Consider the following 20,398-nt stretch of genomic DNA (forward strand, 5'->3'; position numbering starts at 1 on the left):
TATGGTTTGAGAAATTTTCGATTATGGTAATCTGCCAAATGTGTAAAAGTGCTGTTGCCAGTAGTTTGTATTTATGGATGCGTACTGTATGGGCTTACCGCAATGAATCATCATGCCATCACCCACATAGATTCCGACATGACTTGCACCGCTCGTATTGTAGGTCCCCTGGAAGAATATCAGGTCTCCGGGCTTTGCATTGGCCTTTGAGATTCTGGTGCAGTGGCCAAGGAGTCCATTAGCTGTCTCTCTTCCGACATTCCATCCGTTTCCACAATGATTTATCACCCAGCTTACAAATCCTGAACAGTCAAAGCTTGTCTGAGGGTTTGAACCTCCCCAGACGTATGGGTAGCCAAGATACTTCTCAGCCTCACGGATCATATTGGCAAATCTCGTATCTGTAAGAGCCTCGGGAGCAACGTCATAACCTTCCACATCTACCGGAGTAACGGCGGAATAGATGTCACTTGCAAAGAGGTTTCCTTTATTACCGCTTGTTTCCAGGAGAAGCTCATACCGGCTCATCTGATCATCATTCAGGCCAAGTTCCCGGATAACTGCCGGAATTGTATTGTTTTTGAGCTTTACCTTAAGAATGTAATAATCATACTCTTCTTCATATTCGTCTCCGTCATCATCCGTATAGGTCCTTGTCCTTGTCTCAATGATGGATTCGATTGTAAGAACGTACTGTTTATCAAAGATCTCATTAAGCTTTGCCCGAACCTCTACTTCTGTATAGTCCTCATAAAGGACCGTGAGAAGTGCTGCTATCTCATAAGGATTATGATTTATCTCCGAAAGCTCATAACGGTACTCGTCGTAATCAGGGTACTCGGACTCAATGTTATCGATCCGCTGCTGTAATGCTTCTTCCTTTCCTTTGTAGTTGTTTTCAACTGTAAGGATCTCATTATCGTCAGCCGTAAATGATGTCTCAATTGAGGCGTTTCCAAGTGAACCCATAAACATTCCAGTGCTTGATGAGAAACAGGTAATGATGATCACAATCAGTAAGATGATGAATATTGTGATGAGTACCTCCGGATGCTCTTCCAGGAATTCGGCAATGTTTTCGGCAAGCTTTCCGGCCAGGTCCTCAGCATTGTCAACAAAACGTTTCGACATATTGCCGATGTGGTTTGCAGCTTCTTTCTGAGCCTCCTTCACAGCATTCTTCTGGATTTCCTTCTTCATGAGGTTTTTCTGAATTACTTTATCGGACTTGCTGACATCTCCCTTAGGATCACTTAGATTCAGGTTTGCATCCCTGGCATTTCTGCCAAGCTTTCCTCCCATGCCGGAGTATGCAGTGTTATCACGGTCAACGGATGGTCCGGAATCCTCGGTTTTAAGCTTAAAGGAGTACCTTTTATGTCTTAGTGCATCAGATGTCTCTCCTGCGGCATATATGGAGTCATTCAAAGCCTTAGTGCCCACATTCTCATCTTCATTTGCATTATCGATAGATTTGTGGGCTGCAGCCTTTGCCTCCATATCATGCCGGGTTACATTCTGACGGTCTCTCTGGAGCTTTTTAAACATCAGCTTTTCTGCATCTGTCGTCGGGGCCGTTCTCCTTCCGTCACGGAACTTTTTACCCATGGCATTCCTTGCCGTGGTCTCATTCTTTAATCTTTGCTGTTTCATGGATTTCTGATAATTTCGATGTCATGATGTTATAGAGTTCGATGTCCTTCGGGAATCTGTCTACGAAAGGCAGGATGACATTGCCAAAGAAAAGCAGCCCTTCACCTTCTCCGGAATGAGTTACATAGGATAGCTGATGAGGGCTGATATTAAGCTGCTTTGCAAGGATGGATCTGTCACCTACTGCCTGGTTCATCATAAGAATGAAATCAGAATTCTCGAAAATGTTCTCAACTTCCTTTGAGGCCAGGAGGTCCTTGATGTTCTGGGTGATTCCTGTAGGGATACCGCCCCATTTTCTGAAACGCTTCCAGATCTCAACCGTATAGGCTGCTGTCTGCTCTTCTCTTAAGAGCAGGTGCATCTCATCCATGTAGTATCTCGTGGACTTTCCCTGGCTTCTGTTTTCAGTAACTCGTCCCCAGACCTGATCCTGAACCACAAGCATCCCGATCTTCTTAAGCTGTTTTCCGAGATCTTTAATGTCATAGCAGACTAATCGATTAGTGATATCCACATTGGTCCTGTGATTAAACACATTGAGGGATCCTGTGACATAGATTTCAAGTGCGGTTGCAACTGTCTTGGCCTCAGGCTCTTCCTGCTCAAGTAAGGCATTATAAAGGTCCTCAAGTATAGGCATGTTGTCCTTTCTGGGATTTTCGAAGTATTTCTGGTAAATCTTATGGATGCATCGGTCAATGACGGTCTTCTCTACAGGCTTCAGGCCCTCTTTGCCACCAACAATTAGTTCGCAGAGGGAAAGGATGAAATCGGCCTTAAGTGCTATGGGGTTATCGTCATCGGAATAGTTCATGTTGATGTCCATGGGATTGATATAATGCTCAGATGTAGGACTAATCTTTATGATCTGTCCCTGAAGCTTCTTAACAAGCGGTGAATACTCTGACTCAGGATCTGAAATGATCACATCATCATCTGTCACGAGGAAGGCATTGGCGATCTCTCTTTTGGCCGCAAAGGATTTACCGGAACCGGGAGTACCGAGGATCAGGCCGTTAGGGTTCTTAAGCTGCTTTCTGTCAACCATAATGAGGTTATTGGAAAGCGCATTTAATCCGTAATACAGTGATTCATTACCTGACTGGAACAGCTCCTGTGTGGTGAAGGGAATGAATATGGCTGTGCTGCTTGTGGTCATGCCTCGCTGGATTTCGATCTCGTTATAGGCAAGTGGCAGTGTGCTCATGAGGCCCTGCTCCTGCTGAAAATCAAGGCGGATAAGATTACAGTTATGCTTCTGTGCAATGCTTGCAGCCTGGAAGACATTGGTCTCAAGTTCCTGCTGTGTACGGCCGGTGTTCATCACAAGAAATGTGAGAAGGAACATTCTCTCATTCTGGCTCTGAAGCTCCTTAAGAAGTGCTTTTGCATCCTTTCCGTATGTCACAAGGTCTGATGGGATGATCTCCATGTCATAACCGGCTCTTACTGCCTTCTTCTGCTCGTCGATCTTGCTTCGGTCAAGCTCAGTGATGGTATGCTTTACTGTCTTAATGGCTTCGTTCTGATCCACCGACTGTATGTGCATGGTTACGATCTGACTTGATTCCATACCGAGGAAATCTGCAAGCATTCTGTCGCTTACGTCAGAGGCATCGATTGAAAGAAAGCTCATGGCACAGTAAAGGTCCCCAATCTGGAATACTCTTCCGTTCTTGAAGTAAAGGCTGCTTGGTGCGATGAAGTCCTTTACATTGAGTCCTGATCCGGTGAGCCAGCTCCAGTCGAAATGGAACTTCGCATCATCGCCCATATGGAACTGTGAATGCATGAGTTCAAGGCGTTCAGTACCGTTAAGAGTCTGTGCCCGGACTCCGAGTCTCTTGAAGTTATTGAGAAGGTCTGTTTCGATGTGTATGAGCCTCGGTTTTGCTACCTTCATGGATTCTGCATGAATTCCGAAGGTAAGGTACTTTGTCTTAGTTAGGCCATTGTTTCCGGCTTCCATCTGGTGCCTGAGCATTCCTGTGTACTCATCCCTTATGTTGTTGAAGCCGTCACCTTTATGAGGGATTGCGATACTCTTCTCGAACTTCTCAGGATCCGTTGCCATGTTCATGAAGCTAAGTTCAAAGTGGACCGAGCTGTCAAAGAAGTTAAGGAAGGAGCACCATTCCTCAAATATCTCTGTCTGATCTTCCTGCTGTGCAAGCTGATAGTTGATGTCCTGGAACTGAATGGTCTTTGTATAGTAGTCAGACCCTACACGACATATGCCATCCTGGAACATTCTGTCAAAGGGGATGCTCTCCTGTGTCGTTCTTGGGATGTCGTCTGTATTTTGGGCCTTCTTTATGATCTCCCGGACTTTTTTCTTATCCTCCGGACTAATATACTCCGGTATATGAAAGCTTCTTGCTTCTTCTTTATGAAATATCCGCCGGCGAAGAAACTCTATGATATTTCCGAACAATCTTCTCTACCTCCTTTTCTGCTGATGCCTGTCTTTTTAGTGCCTGATAATAGTTGTTTGTCTTATAAATACGGATCTTTGGGCGGATGAATGTCGCCCGGATGAAATGTGAAATGATGACCTCAAGGGGCTGACCGTTCTTCTGGTACATGCCTATGAAAAACATTGGCATCATGACGATCATCATTCCCATGGCTGCGAAGCTTGTGTCGCCAAAGCGTTTTAGTATAAAAAATGACGGGACTCCCAGGAGCGCCGCCAGTAAAAAACATATGAGCTGCCGTTTGGTAAGGTTGAACATTACCTTGCTTTGGACCTTTGTAAGGTCGCGGGGTACTGCGATATAGGATGCCATTTGGCTTTTTACCTCCTTTGAAATGATTTTGATCTTTTAAACATATTTATACTGACCATCATTTTGATATATGTTTACTGTTTATTCGGATTTAAGACATATCACAAACACTCTGCATGAAATTATTCATATTAATGAGCATGTAATACACTCTTGCAGATTGATCCTGTCTTGAATAATGTGAATCCCAAAAGGATTGAGATACCCAGTGCATACCATAGGGATTCTATGATGTCTGATGAGAAGGCTACATTTCTGATAAGTACAGCGTATATGGCGATACATATCATGATCATGAAGCCCTGAAAGCCAAGGGCAAATAGTGACCTTAGATAATTCTGGCCTATCATGCTCTGTTCTCTGTTTCCGAAGGTTGCAAATGGGATTGGGGCAAGGCTCACGTAAAGATATATCTCTATCATCCTTCCGATTACTATGACGAATATGATGGCGGACATTATGTTAAACATGACCTGTAAGACGAATGTTTGTATGAAGATGGCAAACAACTGGCCTAGCTCCATGGCTTCCAGTTGGGTCTGAACATTGGCAAGCTCCGATGCATCGATTGTTGTTGCACCTGATATAATGCCTCCGCTTTGTGATACCACATGCTGTGCAACATCAAAAACCGCCATGGTGATGTCAAAGGTATGTGTGATTAGTTCCACTGCCACAAAGGTCTTGAATACCCATTTGAAGAAGATCCATGTTTCAAAGTTCGCAAGATTGTTATGTGCGATAACCAGCTGTATAAGCTCATAGCATGCGATGAAAGTTAGTATTATCCCGGCAATTGGCATGATTACCGTTTCTGAGATATTCCTGATCATATTGAATACTGCAGGCTGAAAGTCTGCCGGTGTCTGAGCCAGGTTATTTGTGACCTCTCCAAGTCTCGAGTTAAGATTTGTGAAGGTGCTTGTCAGGTTATCCATGATACCGGACACAAGGACTCCCTTCATGTAATCCGTCAATTGCTGGAGCAGGGTTTCCAAGGGCTGCCTCCTTTCTGAAGAGCCTATAAAGGTTCTCCGAGGGTATGATTTTTTTTGATATTAATAGAATCGAGCAGGGTTGAGTTTTCCCTGCCCGATATAATGTTTAACGGTGATCTGAAGACCACCAGTGTAGGTTGATTACTTTCAATATTCAGTTTTTAGTTTGTGATCAGACTTCTGTTCACACAGGCTCTACTAGCCTGTTTCCCGGCCTCGGATTAACCGAAAAGACCGGAAAGAAGCGGAACAAGGGTTGTGCCGATAAGTGCAACTCCGCCGCCAGCCATAAGCTGCTTCATGCCCTGAGACTTGGCGCCGGGGTTGTCATTGCCATATCCTTCCATGAGGTTTACTACTCCCCAGATTCCGAGACCTGCACCGAGTGCTACTACGAGTGTCTGAAGTACCTGAACTGCGCTGTTGAAAAATGCCATAATTTACGTTGAATCCCAACCATTAAACAGCATTTTTTGCGTCTTTTTTGCTTCTATGAGTAAACCAAAGAATAGTTTTGTCGCTATTTTGTTTCTCATAGAAATGCCTGTTTAAGGCCGGATTCTTCTCCTTTCTATGATAACAAATTGATTTTAGTAACAAAAAAGAGAGCCTAAGTTTCCTACTTAGCTCTCCATAACTATCGATATTCAGTTGTATTATTTGATTGAAAACTATTTTCAAGTTGGTAATCTCGCCCTATATGCCACATCCCCTCCTATATCGACATGCTCTTATTCACTGCCTTATCTGTCACTTGCCTGGCAGGCTGATTTGCAACTTCAAGCTTCTTTTCTTCGAGGTTTCCAAGCAATGATTCTTTTTCCTTGCTCTTATAGGACTCCATCATTTCCTTAAGCTCCGTATTCGGAACATCCCGGACCTCTTTGTTCCATTCCCTCTTACCGTCTTCCTTTGTGCCTACGACTATAGGCTTGCTTATCCTGGTTGTGCCATCCTCAGGGATCTTCATCCAAACACCTTTGCCGAACTTATTGTCGTGAATAAGTTTCGGTGAAACCACAAATGAAGCCCAGGGTGTATGGTCATCCTTGTCTGCATTGGGAATCTTTACTTCCACAAGCTCATTACCGCTCTTTGATATGAACGGTTCTCCAACAAGTCCTTTGCCGAACTTGATGGTTACTTCTTTTGCCGGTTCCGGCATCTGGATCTCTCCATTGGCCACAACTCTCTCCGCTTCCTGGATCCAGTCGGGAAGATCTCCCGGCATGATTGGATTTGCTTCTGCCATTTACATCTCTCCTCTCTCAAAAGAAAAAGACATCCCGTTATGGAATGCCTTAATCCGCTTCAATTACTTTGTATTTATCATCTGCATGCAGCACCAGCTTGTGACTCAGGAACTTCTCAATATCGAACCAGTTTTTCTTGTCATAATCGGCAGTAAGCTTATAGTTCGGATGCTGTGTCAGGTCATATTTGTCTGAGAAGAAAGGTCTCACGCCTCTTACCTGCACAATACATTTTGAACCGTCCATTACTGCCAACTGATCCATGCTCATAAGTTCATGTCCGAGCTTCTGATAATTCATGTTGTAGCTCTGAGACTGTCCTCTTGTCTCGCTGGTGTTATACATATCAATGGTTTCTTTACCAAGAACCTCATTCAGATCCTTTAGTGTCGTTTTCTCTGAACCGCCAAGAAATACCTGGGAGTCCATGTTACCGATGATGGTATCGGCATTATCCTTATATATCGCCTTTAACTGCGACTTTGTCTGAAGCACAAGACATGCCGAGATCTCACGGCTTCGGATGGTCGCCACAAGCTTCTCCAGATTCGGTATCTGACCAATGTTGGCCGCCTCATCTATGAGACACCTTACATGTACCGGGAGCCTTCCGCCGTAAACATCGTCTGCCTTTTCGCAGAGAAGATTGAACATCTGGCTGTAGACCATACTTATGAGGAAGTTAAATGTCGAATCCGTATCAGACATGATAAGGAACAATGCAGTCTTCCTGTCACCGAGCTTATCAAGCTCCAGCTCATCGTAGGATGTGATCTCACGAAGCTCCTTGATGTCAAATGGAGCAAGTCTCGCACCACAGGATACAAGGATTGATTTCGCAGTCTTTCCGGCAGCAAGCTTGTACTTCTTATACTGTCTTAATGCAAAGTGATTCGGATTCTTCCTTTCGAGTTCATCAAACATCAGGTCTACGGGATTCTTGAAGGTTTCATCATCTTCACGGACTTCCATTGCATTGATCATCTCAAGTAATGTAGTAAAGTTCTGTTCCTCTTCCGGTGCCTCATAATGGATATAGCCTATTAGGGCCGTATATAGCAGCTTCTCCGCATTGTCCCAGAATTGGTCACCGCTCTTTCCCTCGCCCTTTGTATTGGCCATAAGCGTTGTAACAAGCTTAAGAACGTCCTTTTCGTCATGGATATAGGCGAAGGGATTGTAATGGAGTGACTTGTTAAAGTTGATGGTATTGAAGATCTTTATCACATAACCATTCTTAAGCATTGCATGTCCGCATTCATTAACAACAGTACCCTTCGGATCTGTAACAACATAACTTGAATGCATCTGGAGAAGGTTAGGCTTCAAAACGAATCTCGTCTTACCGGAACCGGATCCTCCAACAACAAGCAAGTTCTTGTTTCTGGCATATTTTGGAATCTTCGGCCTTGAGCACATGGTAAGTCGTTCTGTCTGTGAAAGGATAACGTTATTGGTGAACTCCGGATCTATGAAAGGCTCTATATCCGCATGTGTTCCCCATCTTGCAGAACCATATTCCTCATTGTGCCTGTATTTTTTGGCATTCTTTCCTTTCATATACACTGCAAGTCGAAGTGTCAGTGCCATAGTGATACCTATTAGAATGTCTAATGGATGTAAACTCGGCAGCACATTAGAAAATGCTTGCTGAAAGCTTCCACCCATGATGATACCCTGAAGCTTTTCTGAAGCATTACTTCCTTCAGCAAGTCTCCAGGCCTCTCCGATATTAGTGGCAAACAGACCGAGAACGATGTAAGGAACGTTAAGAATAAGCGTTTTCTTTATCTTACTGTTCATCGCACCTCCTCTTTGTTCTTTACCAGAGGTTTTCTTGGAATAGAAGCAATCAGCTCCTTGAACTTTTTAAGCTTTGCAAGGATGCTTGGTCTGCCCTTTTTTCCTAGTTGCAGCTGTTTTGCGGTATATTCATTAACCACAGCTGTAATCGCATCCGCATCCCGGGCTTTAAAGAAAACAGAATACTTCGGCTGATCAGCCTCTGTTGTTTTTACAATAGCAAAATCAACACCATACTTGTTTGCTATCCTACGGAAGTCTCGAAGTCCCAACCCATCAATATCCACTGCCTGGGCACCTTGATCCTTGCGAAGCAGATCCTTTACACTCATTTCTCCGTGTTCAGGATGAAGTTTGTCCTTGATTAATATCCCGGGAGTTCTGATGATGTTTTTCAGCATATTGACAATCATCTTTTCTGTTGGCTTAACAAGGCTATGCATTACAAATCGTAATCCAGGCTTCAAAAGTCTTTGCTCTGCACTTTGTAAAGACTCTTTGGTTATTTCTTCATTCAGCATTTTTGTTCCTCTCCTAAGAAAGCGTCAAAGCTGAAAATTGATGGTCACCGGAAATCAAAATGGCCATTCGGTCCTGTAGCAGTTCTTTCACCTCAGATATTTCGTCATCAGATAATGGACATAGCTTTTCGTCATTCATCTTCATGACCATCATACTTCCAACAAAAAATCTGCCTTCTTCGAGGTCAAAAGCTTTTTCATCGTTGAACAGAACGATATAGTCGGAATCTCCGAGCATTAGTGATCCGGCACAGTTTTTCAGTCGTTCCAGGATGATGCATATTTCTTCAGAATCTGCCTTTCTGCTATCTCCATTTGTGCCAATGATCAATGCATTATACTTATCATCAGTAACCTTATGTGGACTATTATTTACAAATCCATCAGTAAGAGGGTTTAATTTGATTTCAACCAATTTTTCCTCCTGAATGTCCCCTTTGCTAAAATACTTAAACTCCATAGATGTCTCCCTTCTTTGTATTACTTTGTTCTTTTAGTAATGCTTTCATACATGGCCAGCAATAGTTTTTCCTTGTACCATAACAGCAAGGGTGCTTACAGTTATGGGGAGAGGGCTCGGAGCCCTCTCTCGTACTTGGTGCATGGACACTTTTTTTAACTCCGGCCGGAGTTTGATGTACTACGATTATCGATCGATGTTTTCTCATAGTGCTTCACCGCCCTTGCTCTTGTTGACAACAGGTTTTTCATGATTCTCAGGTGCTGATTTTGCTATCTCTTCCTTCTTTGCCTTAAGGTCATCAAGCACTGAGGCTTTTTCAGATGAAAGCTCTTCTCTTTCAGCCTTACGTTCCTCAAACTTATCTGCCATCTCAAAGACATGATCCTTTGAATCATAGTGATAGACATGATCAGTAAGTTGCTCCTCTGGTGCCACCTGTGTTGCATTTACATCTCTGACCATGGCCTCAAGCTCCTTTGAAGTCATCTGACCGTTATCACGTACTAACAAAACCTCATGGATGCTGCTGGGGAGAACATAGTAGTCTCCTCCAAGCTTTTCAGCCGCCTCTTCAAAGAAGTTAGGGTATGCGATAACACCGGCACCATGAACCTTATCGGGAACAGAGGCAACAAACATCTGCTCATCCTGAGGACTAAGTTCGGGCATCAGATCATGACCCATAAGCTCATTCATGACCTCACACATTCCTTTTATTTCAGAAGGTCTGATCTCAGGTGCATTCTTCATGGCATCTTCACGAAGTTGATCATGTGTGATACCGAACTGGTTCATAAGGTTATTTGTCACAAGTATTGAGCTTCTGCCATCAGTGCTTTCAGAAAGAACCAGACGATAAACCACAGCCATATCTTCCATCTGCTCATGAGGAACATTCCTGAGCATGTCTGCATTTCTTTCCGCTGAAACAACCTCCATGGTAAGCTTTGACTTCATGTGATCATAATTCATAAGGTTATCGATGTTGATATCTGGAGTATTCTGTAGATTTGCAGCAATGGAATCAGCTGCCTTTGCGGCCACTTCCTCGTAATTAACGCCGCGCTCAATAGCTTTGAAGATATGATTGAGGTTAGCATTAACTCCGATCTGACTGCCTTCCGGAGTAATGCTTATAGCATCGTAAGATTCATTCAGCTTCTCCATGTGGGTGCTGTTGATCTTTACATTAAGTCCGCGGTCCTCCATAAGGCCCTTGATGTCTCGCTCAAAGCTCTCTTTAAACTGCTCGTAATCCATATTCTTTTCCTTTCGTATGAAATGCCCTGTTCGGATCGTCACCCGGTTTTCAGGGCACAAAAAAACGCCAGTCTTGTGATTTGTATTCACAAGCTGACGCTGATTTTTTTGATGATTCGATTAAGTTCTTTTGCAAAAGAAAAACAAAGAAGATAGGATTTTTATATCCGCTCTTCTTTGTCCATCATAATAATATCACGCCTAAAAACAGAATAAAATCCTATCATGGGTGTATCATGGGTGTATTCTGGGTGTGTCTTGGGTGTGTTTTGGGTGTATCCTGGATAATTATTGTTCAGTTTCCTGATTCACACGCGGCTTAACACATCAGTAATGTCACAAAGAATAGCTGATCCAAAATCCTTCAAAAACATTGGAATTCCTCCAAACAGTGCACCCAGCAGTACCGCATGCCATGCCATTGTGTAATTATGAGGCTCTGTGAAGATCATAAGCAGCCCGCCAAAAATAAAGATAAGTCCCAAAGCACCTGCTATAAAACAAAATATTCCACCGACAAAGCAGAACATATAATTGATGACGGTCAATACCATTACGATTGGCAAAAGTATCAGCCTGATAATAAATCTTAAAAGTCCGATGATTAGCTTTATCATAATTACTACCTCGATTCATAAATAAACACAGTGTTGAATAACACACAATAAACTACAGTTTTGTTACTTGAAACCTGTCGTAGGCGCTTCTATGAGACAGATTGATTCATATCGCGATTTGCGTCCTGTTTATAATAACTTCCTACGGTCGTGTAGGAATTAAATAGCATAGCAAGCATGTATTTCTTGATATTCTTTATTTTTGTCGTGGTTTGCTTCATGCGTAACAGAACATACTCGATGTGCCCAAAATGAAGATTTTTAAATCTTGCTTTAACAAATTCTGCCGGATACCGGTCTGTTGCGATGATGATTTCATCCTTCTGGGATATCAATGTTTCCAGTATCAGCTCATACAATTCCTGAATGACTTCAAGGTCATAGGGGTATTGTGTGATTAATGCATCATACTCGATATTGTCCTTTATCTGTTTTGCATATCCATCCATATTGCATTTATCAGCAAGTCTTATCTTGTCTTCTCCGGAAATGATAAGATAAGACTCATTATCATTAATATCAGTATTATTATATTTATTCTTATTAGGGTTTGTTTTTCCAACTTCTAGAGGTTTATTTTTTAAACTTCTAGAAGTTTGTTTTTCAAACCTCTTGAAGTTTATTTTTCCAACTTCTGGGTTATTTTCTGATGCTTCATCCAGGGGGATAAAGAAGCTTTTTACATATATTCTTGTAGGTTTTCCCTGTCCCTGCCGCATTTTTTCTATAAGTCCGATGCCGCTTCCGGAATCAAGCTCGGCAATGGTCTGGATTGCTTTATTCTTTTTACAGTGCAGGTATTCCATCGTTTCCTCTACGGAAAAGAATATATAGGCCCTGTTTTCATCGTCCATCCAACCATTTTTCAAAGATAATCCTATGCGATCCAGCATCAGACCATATAGTACCTTGGCATCCGTGGAAATATCAGAGAAATACTTATTGGAAAAAAGCAATTTGGGAATCTTATAAAACGTAAATTGTTCAGCCTCTGTGCCTGTAAAGTATTTCAAGATTGGTTTGTCATCCACTTTACTCCTCCTTTCCTGAAGTGTCGTTTTTGATACTTCAATGTTTTATATGGCACTAGCCGAGGTAAAGTTTTTGACATAAATAATGCTTGGCAAACCACCGCCGCGTTTACGCTTTTCAATAAGACCGACTGCTTCAAGTTCAGATAAGCAGTCCAATGTCTTTCGTTTGGAAATGTTCATATCGGCTTGTATTTCTGTAACCGGATATACTATGTAAACTCGACCTTCTTCATCCAGCCATTTATTTTTCAGAGAGGCTCCCATCTTATCTATCATTAGTCCGTACATGATTTTTGAAGGACTTGAAAGATCTGAAAAGAATTCACCGGTCATCAAAAACTTTGGGATACGGATAAAACTGTACTTTTCTGCTTCTTCTCTTTTTATAAATCTCAAATTCATTGCATTTCTCCCCGGGGATTATTTTGTTTACTCCATTCTTCAAGCAGCTGTAACATGATTTCCTCTCTTTGATGCCTTGTATAATGGAGTGGGAAATACTTACGGAGTTTGGTCTCGGAAAATGTAATAGAGCCTTTTTGCTTTGGCTTCGGTAAGGCTTCATTCATTAACTGGATCAATGAATATTGTGTTAGTGACGAAGGGTTCGATACACTGCGAACAGCTTCAATCTGTTCCTTCTTTAGGAATCCGTTATCTTTTAAATACTCATAAATCCAAGCCTGGATGGTTTTATCTATAAAAGAGATTTCAACTGCAAGTGAAAGAGTGATCTTTTTCATATCTACATACTCTAAAAGATCAGGTATAAGCTCTGTTAAACGAATAAATCTCTTAACTTGCGTACCTGATATTCCTATTTCTTTTCCGATTAGATCAGAAGCCAACTTAGGACCATTTTGGTCCGAAGTTAAATCTGTTCTGGTTCCCTGTCGTTTCAAGGCTTCCATTTTCATTTTTAAGGAAAATGCTCTTTCTGAAGGCAATATTTCTTCCCTCTGCATATTAGCGTCAACCATTGCAATAGTCGCCTCATCATTTGTCATAGGTTTGATTATTGCCGGAATAGTTGTAAGCCCTGCAAGCTTTGCCGCATGCATTCTTCTATGTCCGGATATCATTTCATAAGTTCCTTCATCATCCGGACGAACCAGTACAGGAACCAGCACACCGTTACTGCGTATGCTTTCCACCAGTTCATTCATACTTTCGTCATCCAGGACCTTGAAAGGATGATTTTCGAAAGGATAGATCTGATCTATACGGATCTCAGAAGTCATATCTTTATCTACAGGAGCTCCGAGCAGTTCCTCAACGGATGCAAAATGGACTTTCTCACGTTTAACAGCCATGTCTTAGTACCTCCTCTGATAATTCTCGATAAGCTGTTGCAGCCTTTCCTCTTGGGTCATATTCAAAGATATTCTTTCCTGCCTGACTTGTTTCTGATGCTCTTACGGACATGGGCACTTCAATTTGGAATACAGGAATAGCCTTTCCATAAACTTCATTAACTTCCTGGACGATTTCTTTAGCATATATTGTTCTTTTATCAACCATGGTAAACAGAATACCCTCTATCTCCAGGTTGTTGTTTAAACGTCTTTTAACGGTGTAGATTGTCTTTATAAGCTGTTGTAATCCCTTAACAGGCAGATATGCTGCCTGTACCGGAATAAGGACACTGTCAGCGCATGCCAGAGCATTCACTGTCAAAATGCCAAGGGATGGCATACAGTCGATAAGAACATAATCATATTCTGTCCGGATCTGCTCCATATAGGAACGAAGTATCAGTTCTCTGCTCATTGCATTGACCAGGGATACCTCCGCTGCCGAAAGATCTATACTTGATGGCAACAGGTCAAGATTATCTGAGACATGTATGATTCCATATGATGAATTGATGCCTTTATCATTTACAATCCGGTCTATAACATTGGTAATAGTGGCCGGAAGATTGTCCGGCTCTCTAAATCCCAGGCTCAGTGTCAATGACGCCTGAGGATCGAGGTCTATCATTAGGACCTTTTTTCCCTGAGAAGACAATCCTGCACCTAAATTAACTGTTGATGTAGTCTTTCCGACTCCACCTTTCTGGTTAGCTATTGCTATCACCCTGCTCATTATTTTTATCCTCCATTTCACGGGACATTAATTCTCTGATTCTTTTCAAATGCATCATCTGGTCAAACTGTGTCTTCGGTATTTCGACTACTACTGTTTGGCTATTAGCTTGTGCTTTCATAGCTTCTATGATTTCTAGCATTGTACGTATTGGTATTGTCAATTCTTCATCCAAATCCTCGGCCTTGTCGATTCTCTTTAATTCAGTCAGTATTTCTTTAAGACTTTGTCTGAATTGATAAATCATCTCCATGTTTCCCATGGCTACAACCTTGTTTTTAAGGACGGAATCAATGATATAATTCTGTTTTGTACGATATCCCAATAATTTATATCGTTTGTTTAGCTCTTCATCTTCTTCAGGCGAAAGTCGGAAAGCTATTGTTTTGTTTCTCCAGCGGTTTTTATCATCCTTAACCTTTAGTGACATTCATAAGTCCCATCCTTTCCCGATTTAGCTGAGCTGCCATATCGCTCTGTACAGAAGGGAACAGATGTGCATATCGATATGTGATGTCGACTGCTTCATGACCGACTCTTTCTCCGATTGCTAATGCGGAGAACCCCATATTTATCAAAAGTGATACATGACTATGTCTCAGGTCATGTATACGAATACGTTTTACGCCAGAAGCTTTTACGCCGCGATCCATTTCATGATGCATAAAGCTTTTGCTCAGAAGAAAAATACGCTCATTCGGTTTGACTTTATGTATATGGCTTAAGAAAGCCTTCATTTCCACCATCAGAAACTCCGGAAGATATATAGTGCGGTTACTTTTCGGTGTTTTAGGATCTGTGACAATATCTTTTCCGCTGATTCTCTGATATGATTTGTTGATTCTGAGCGTACTTTCTTCAAAATTAAAATCTGCTGGTGTAAGGGCCAGTAATTCCCCAAGTCGTATTCCGCACCAGTAAAGAATTTCAAAGGCCATGAAGGATTCTTCTTTATAAGAAATAACCTCTGCAAACTTTTCATATTCCTCCTGTGTCCAGAATTCCATTTCTTTTGTTTCCTCTTTACCCATGTTTCCTGCTTTACGCGCCATGTTGGTTTTTAACCCATATAAGTTAACAGCATGGTTTAGGATGGCACTTAACTGATTGTGTATGGTTTTCAGGTAGGTTTTGGAATATGGGTTTCCTTGAGAATCAGTAAGACTCATTATTTCATTCTGCCAGGCTAAAATATCAGGAGCTGTGATTTCACTAAGCTTCTTGTCCTTGAAATAAGGCAGGATTTTCTTGTCAATGATGATCTTTTTGGTTTTCCAGGTATTCTCCCTGAGTCTTGGTTTCATGTCTTCAATATAGGTTTCCACAAAATCTCCAAAGGTCATATCTATATCTTTAGAAGATTTCAGCTTAAATTTTTGTTCCCATTCGATTGCTTCACTTTTTTTGGAAAAGCCGCGCTTTGTTTTCTGCTTAACGGCACCTTGCCAGTCCGTGTATCTTGTTCTGACTTCCCAGGTTCCGTTTTCTTCATTCTTAATTACTGCCATGTTGCATCCTCACTTTGTTTTATTCATCAAAACCATAAAAACACTCTGCAAAATATCTTGCACTTATACGACCGTGTATTGTGTAATATCCCTTGGCCTTCATTTGCTCATTAAGCTCCCTGATGATCTTATAGGCTTTGCTCTCTGATACTCCGAGAGCCTTCATTACATCATTTGCATTCATGAATCTTGTCTTTTCCTGTAACATTTATTTTTCCTCCTTATAACAACTGATTTATCAGTTCATATCTGTACTGTTTGTACATATTATACTAACCGTTCATTTCTGTACTGTCAATGCGATTTTACACAAACATTTCAAATATGAACTGTTTGTGCTATAATTTACTTATATTAATTCTTAGAAAGAAGGTCGTATTTTATGGCAAAAGCTGAGACTAAATATGTTCACCCATTAGGTGAAAAAATACGCAAATACAGAACCCTTAAGGGGTTAACACAAAAAGAGCTTGGTGAAAAATGTCAGCTCAATGAATCAACAATCCGTAACTACGAATTAGGCAATCGTTACCCGGATGAGGTTACGCTACACACGATTTCAGATGCCCTCGGCATAGATCAGAATGCTCTTGCTGATCCGGATCCTACTAATGTATTCAGTGCTATGCACATCCTCTTTGATTTAGAAGATTACTTTGGGTTATCTCCCAAACTGATTGATGGTGAAGTACATCTGGTTCAGCGTCCGGTAAAAGAAGGATCCTCTTTATCTGAAAAATTGAATTATCTTGGGATGAAGGAATGTCTTCGTTTTTGGAGCTACATCCGTAATGTGTGTGATAACGGTGATCTTCTGGATGAGGAATACGAAGAATGGAAAAGCCTCTATCCTGATTACATCGATGAGGAAAAACAATATGGCTATGCAGAGGATCCTGAGTTAGAAAATAGGATCAAAAATATTTCTGCAGAGATTTCAGCCGGTGCCTCCGATGATAATCTGTCTTCCAAGGCATCTAAAAGGCCCAGAAAAACCCGTTTGCACTAATTCCTTATTAAGTTGTTCCGGATCTGGTCCGGTAGGAAATTGAGAGAAAATCAGCCAGATTTGGCAAAAGATATAACTGATACAAAATCTGAAATTATCCATGAGAATAATTCCAAAAAATGACTATGTTGTCATTTGGTTGTCACTGAAATCAAAAAATGGATGAAAGCCTTGAAAAATCAAGGTTTTCATCCACTTTGAAATTATTCGAGCTCTATCGTCCCTGGCGGTTTGCTCGTAAGGTCATAGAATACTCTGTTTACTCCCTTAACCTCGTTTACGATCCTGTTCATGCACTTTTCAAGTACTTCGAAAGGAATGTTGGTTACTTCCGCGGTCATGAAGTCATCTGTCTCAACTGCACGAAGAACCACAGCATAGTCATAGGTTCTGAAATCTCCCATAACACCTACGGATCGTACATTGGTCAAAGCTGCAAAATACTGGCTGATCTTTCTGTCGAGACCTGCATTTGCGATTTCCTCACGGTAGATGGCATCCGCATCCTGAACGATGCGAACCTTCTCGGGAGTTACTTCGCCGATGATTCTGACACCGAGTCCCGGACCCGGGAATGGCTGGCGGTAAACAAGGTACTCAGGGAGTCCAAGCTGTAAACCTACACGGCGAACCTCATCCTTAAAGAGAAGACGCAGTGGCTCGATGATGGCCTTGAACTCAACCTTCTCAGGAAGTCCTCCGACATTGTGATGGGACTTGATAACTGCGCTCTTTCCGAGACCTGACTCAACTACATCAGGATAAATGGTTCCCTGGCAGAGGAAGTCTACAGCGCCGATCTTCTTTGCTTCACGTTCGAAAACTCTGATGAACTGCTCGCCGATGATCTTGCGCTTCTTCTCAGGCTCTTCTACTCCCTGAAGCTTTTCAAAATACTCAGGTCCTGCATTGACGCGTATGAAATTAAGATCATACTGACCCTTATCACCAAAGATAGCCTCAACCTCATCACCCTCATTCTTTCTGAGAAGACCGTGATCAACAAATACGCAGGTAAGCTGTTTACCGATGGCCTTTGCCATAAGAGATGCGGCAACTGAAGAATCAACTCCGCCGCTGAGTGCGAGAAGCACCTTGCCGTTTCCGACAGTCTTACGAATCTCCTCAATCTTATCCTGGACGAATGTCTCCATCTTCCAGTCGCCGGTGCAGCCGCAGACATCATAAAGGAAATTATGGAATAACTTGTTTCCTTCTACAGAATGCTGTACCTCCGGGTGGAACTGAACCGCATAAATATTGCGCTCAGGATCCTCCATTCCTGCTACAGGACAGTTCTCTGTGTGGGAAATGATCCTGAAGCCTTTTGGTGTTTCTGCAATGTAGTCAGTGTGGGACATCCACATGATGGTGCTGTCTGAAACACCGCGAAGAACAGAATCCTGTTCATCGATGAGCACCTCGGTACGACCATACTCTGAAACCGGTGCAGTCTTTACTGTGCCGCCAAGCTCATAGGCGATAAGCTGAGCACCATAGCAGATACCAAGGATAGGTATTCCCATATCAAAGATAGCCGGGTCGATGTGCTGAGATTCCTCTTTATATACAGACTGAGGTCCGCCTGTAAAGATGATACCCTTTGGATTTAATTCTTTGATCTTATCAAGACCGATTGAAGATGCGTAAACTTCGGCATAAACTCCGAGGTCACGTACTCGTCTTGCAATCAACTGGTTGTACTGACCACCAAAGTCCAGTACCACAACAAGTTCTTTTGCCATTTTTCCTCCAAACCTTTTAAACAACGAGATACTGTAAATCAATGTATAAAAAATCAGATGATAAATCAATATACAATTAATATAATTTTTCGCAAAAAATGCGTGCTCCCAAAGAGCACGCATCTAAATCTAATTACTGGAAGTTCATTATAAGTGTAATTATTCTCAGGCAGAAAAGCACGAATACTACCCACATGGTCGGGCTTACGTCCTTTGACTTTCCTTCACAGGCCTTGATGATAACCCATGCAAGAATTGCAAACATGATACCTGTAGCGATTGAGTATGAAAGCGGCATCATAAGCATTGCAAGGTAAGCACCTACGGTGTCTGCGATATCTCCGTCGAAGGAAATCTTCTTGGCTGAAGATACCATAAGCATTCCAACGTAAAGAAGTGCGGGAGCTGTTGCAAAGCCCGGGATGGCAAGGAAAATAGGTGAAAGCAGTAAGGATACAAGGAACATGCAGCCTGTTGTGAATGCTGTAAGACCTGTTCTTCCGCCGGCTGCAACTCCTGCAGATGACTCTACGAAAGAGGTGATGGTTGAAGTTCCGAGACATGCGCCTGCTACTGTTCCCAGAGCATCTGCCATAAGAACTCTTCCAACTCGTGGAAGCTTGCCTTCTTCATCAAGAAGTCCTGCCTTATCAGCAACGCCGACTACAGTGCCGACTGTGTCAAAAAGGTCTACGTAAAGGAATGAAAATACTATAGCGATGAACTGAATAAGGTTCTTTGCAACCCATCCGAAGTTAAACTTGAATGCTGTGTTTGCGATGCCTCCTAGCTGTAATCCCTGTGAGAAATCCGGGATGAGGCTGTAAACTCCTGCATCGATGTCAACTTTGTACCAGCCTGCGAACTCGGCAAGGATTCCGAGGATCCATGTAGCAAGGATTCCGATGAGAACCGCACCCTTAATCTCATAGTTAACAAGTACTATGATGATAATGAATCCGATGAGCGCAAGGGCAACTCTTGGATCTGCAAAGCTTCCGAGGGTTATGGTAGCACTTCCGTCGTTAACATTAAAAAAGATAATGTTTGCGCCCTGAAGTCCTATGTATGCAACGAAGAGACCGATACCTGCAGAGATACCGTTTTTGAGGTTCTGAGGTATTCCGTTGATCATCTGCTCTCTCACCTTGAATACCGAGAGGAGGATAAATACAAGACCCTCTACGAGAACCGCTGTAAGAGCGATGGTGAAAGGATTCTCAACATCGGCAAGCTCGCCGAGACATACGGTATAGGCGAAATATGCGTTAAGACCCAGACCTGCTGAAAGTGCGATGGGGTAATTTGCAAAAAATGCCATGATGAAGGTTGCCAATGCTGACGCAATTGCTGTTGCAACGAATACGCCGCTTCTGTCCATGACGGAACCCAGTATGTTAGGGTTTACGGCAAGGATGTATGCCATGGTCAAAAATGTTGTTACACCTGCAACGACTTCGGTCCTTACAGTTGTACCGTGTTCCTTTAGTTTAAAAAACTGTTCCATACAAAAAAATGCCTCCTTGTTTTGCGGGATGATTCATATATGCTTCGCCGTTTCTGAGATCGGAACAATGCATATACCCTTTGAAAACATTGATAATTCTAGCACATAATGATTTGGAAGTCTTATAAAAAAATAATTTCATGTTGA

The 20,398-nt window shown here is 42.2% G+C and carries 21 protein-coding genes; 1 reads left to right on the top strand and 20 read right to left on the bottom strand.

Translation table 11 applies throughout. From position 1 onward, the window contains the following. Positions 1–21 precede the first annotated feature (21 nt). The 18 genes from BLV86_RS05720 to BLV86_RS05810 form a co-directional block, all read right to left on the bottom strand. Positions 22–1,653 carry a C40 family peptidase gene (locus BLV86_RS05720; protein ID WP_090815536.1) on the bottom strand — a complete coding sequence of 544 codons (1,632 nt, stop codon included), beginning with the start codon at positions 1,651–1,653 and terminating at the stop codon, positions 22–24. Continuing rightward, entirely contained in the window at positions 1,628–3,976 is a 2,349-nt protein-coding gene (locus BLV86_RS05725; RefSeq protein WP_442950758.1) for a VirB4-like conjugal transfer ATPase, CD1110 family, read from the bottom strand. The genes BLV86_RS05720 and BLV86_RS05725 overlap by 26 nt, the downstream gene beginning before the upstream one ends. 67 nt (positions 3,977–4,043) lie before the next feature. Beyond that, positions 4,044–4,445: a PrgI family protein gene (locus BLV86_RS05730; protein WP_090815538.1), complete on the bottom strand. Its 402-nt coding sequence runs from the start codon at positions 4,443–4,445 to the stop codon at positions 4,044–4,046. Between the two features lie 131 nt (positions 4,446–4,576). After that, positions 4,577–5,443, bottom strand: a complete 867-nt coding sequence (locus BLV86_RS05735) for a VirB6/TrbL-like conjugal transfer protein, CD1112 family (RefSeq protein ID WP_090815541.1) — start codon at positions 5,441–5,443, stop codon at positions 4,577–4,579. Between the two features lie 221 nt (positions 5,444–5,664). Continuing rightward, entirely contained in the window at positions 5,665–5,880 is a 216-nt protein-coding gene (locus BLV86_RS05740) for a Maff2 family mobile element protein (RefSeq protein ID WP_036611700.1), read from the bottom strand. Positions 5,881–6,158: 278 nt separating this feature from the next. After that, positions 6,159–6,695 (bottom strand): hypothetical protein, encoded by a 537-nt coding sequence (locus tag BLV86_RS05750; RefSeq protein WP_090815544.1) that lies wholly within the window; start codon positions 6,693–6,695, stop codon positions 6,159–6,161. 49 nt (positions 6,696–6,744) lie between these two features. After that, entirely contained in the window at positions 6,745–8,499 is a 1,755-nt protein-coding gene (locus tag BLV86_RS05755) for a VirD4-like conjugal transfer protein, CD1115 family (RefSeq protein WP_090815546.1), read from the bottom strand. Beyond that, positions 8,496–9,020, bottom strand: coding sequence for a PcfB family protein (locus BLV86_RS05760; protein ID WP_090815548.1), 525 nt, complete (start codon positions 9,018–9,020; stop codon positions 8,496–8,498). The genes BLV86_RS05755 and BLV86_RS05760 overlap by 4 nt, the downstream gene beginning before the upstream one ends. A gap of 13 nt (positions 9,021–9,033) precedes the next feature. After that, positions 9,034–9,435 (bottom strand): hypothetical protein, encoded by a 402-nt coding sequence (locus BLV86_RS05765; protein ID WP_139297886.1) that lies wholly within the window; start codon positions 9,433–9,435, stop codon positions 9,034–9,036. A gap of 249 nt (positions 9,436–9,684) precedes the next feature. After that, on the bottom strand, positions 9,685–10,743 hold the full coding sequence (locus BLV86_RS05770; RefSeq protein WP_090815552.1) for a DUF5688 family protein: 1,059 nt from the start codon (positions 10,741–10,743) through the stop codon (positions 9,685–9,687). Positions 10,744–11,051: 308 nt separating this feature from the next. After that, on the bottom strand, positions 11,052–11,360 hold the full coding sequence (locus tag BLV86_RS05775) for a hypothetical protein (RefSeq protein ID WP_090815554.1): 309 nt from the start codon (positions 11,358–11,360) through the stop codon (positions 11,052–11,054). A gap of 89 nt (positions 11,361–11,449) precedes the next feature. Further along, positions 11,450–12,391, bottom strand: a complete 942-nt coding sequence (locus tag BLV86_RS05780) for a DUF6017 domain-containing protein (RefSeq protein WP_090815555.1) — start codon at positions 12,389–12,391, stop codon at positions 11,450–11,452. A 45-nt stretch (positions 12,392–12,436) separates the two neighbouring features. Further along, positions 12,437–12,796 (bottom strand): replication initiator protein A, encoded by a 360-nt coding sequence (locus tag BLV86_RS05785; RefSeq protein WP_090815557.1) that lies wholly within the window; start codon positions 12,794–12,796, stop codon positions 12,437–12,439. After that, entirely contained in the window at positions 12,793–13,707 is a 915-nt protein-coding gene (locus BLV86_RS05790) for a ParB/RepB/Spo0J family partition protein (RefSeq protein ID WP_090815559.1), read from the bottom strand. The genes BLV86_RS05785 and BLV86_RS05790 overlap by 4 nt, the downstream gene beginning before the upstream one ends. After that, complete coding sequence (locus BLV86_RS05795) at positions 13,697–14,482, bottom strand: ParA family protein (protein WP_090815560.1); 786 nt, start codon at positions 14,480–14,482, stop codon at positions 13,697–13,699. Before BLV86_RS05795 ends, BLV86_RS05790 begins: the two co-directional genes overlap by 11 nt. Next, positions 14,457–14,912 (bottom strand): plasmid mobilization protein, encoded by a 456-nt coding sequence (locus tag BLV86_RS05800; protein ID WP_242873248.1) that lies wholly within the window; start codon positions 14,910–14,912, stop codon positions 14,457–14,459. Before BLV86_RS05800 ends, BLV86_RS05795 begins: the two co-directional genes overlap by 26 nt. Then, a complete protein-coding gene (locus BLV86_RS05805; protein ID WP_090815562.1) occupies positions 14,896–15,990 on the bottom strand; it encodes a site-specific integrase in 1,095 nt (364 codons plus the stop codon). The genes BLV86_RS05800 and BLV86_RS05805 overlap by 17 nt, the downstream gene beginning before the upstream one ends. A gap of 19 nt (positions 15,991–16,009) precedes the next feature. Beyond that, entirely contained in the window at positions 16,010–16,198 is a 189-nt protein-coding gene (locus BLV86_RS05810; protein WP_090815564.1) for a MarR family transcriptional regulator, read from the bottom strand. A 174-nt stretch (positions 16,199–16,372) separates the two neighbouring features. Here BLV86_RS05810 and BLV86_RS05815 point away from each other — a divergent pair, with 174 nt between their 5' ends. Beyond that, positions 16,373–16,999, top strand: a complete 627-nt coding sequence (locus tag BLV86_RS05815) for a helix-turn-helix domain-containing protein (RefSeq protein ID WP_090815566.1) — start codon at positions 16,373–16,375, stop codon at positions 16,997–16,999. 203 nt (positions 17,000–17,202) lie between these two features. Here the strand turns inward: BLV86_RS05815 and guaA are convergent, their stop codons facing one another. Then, positions 17,203–18,744: a glutamine-hydrolyzing GMP synthase gene (gene guaA / locus BLV86_RS05820; protein WP_090815568.1), complete on the bottom strand. Its 1,542-nt coding sequence runs from the start codon at positions 18,742–18,744 to the stop codon at positions 17,203–17,205. A gap of 133 nt (positions 18,745–18,877) precedes the next feature. After that, positions 18,878–20,251, bottom strand: coding sequence for an NCS2 family permease (locus tag BLV86_RS05825; RefSeq protein WP_090815570.1), 1,374 nt, complete (start codon positions 20,249–20,251; stop codon positions 18,878–18,880). Positions 20,252–20,398: the final 147 nt, after the last annotated feature.

This window comes from Oribacterium sp. KHPX15, from assembly GCF_900107835.1.
Classification (GTDB): Bacteria; Bacillota; Clostridia; order Lachnospirales; family Lachnospiraceae; genus Oribacterium.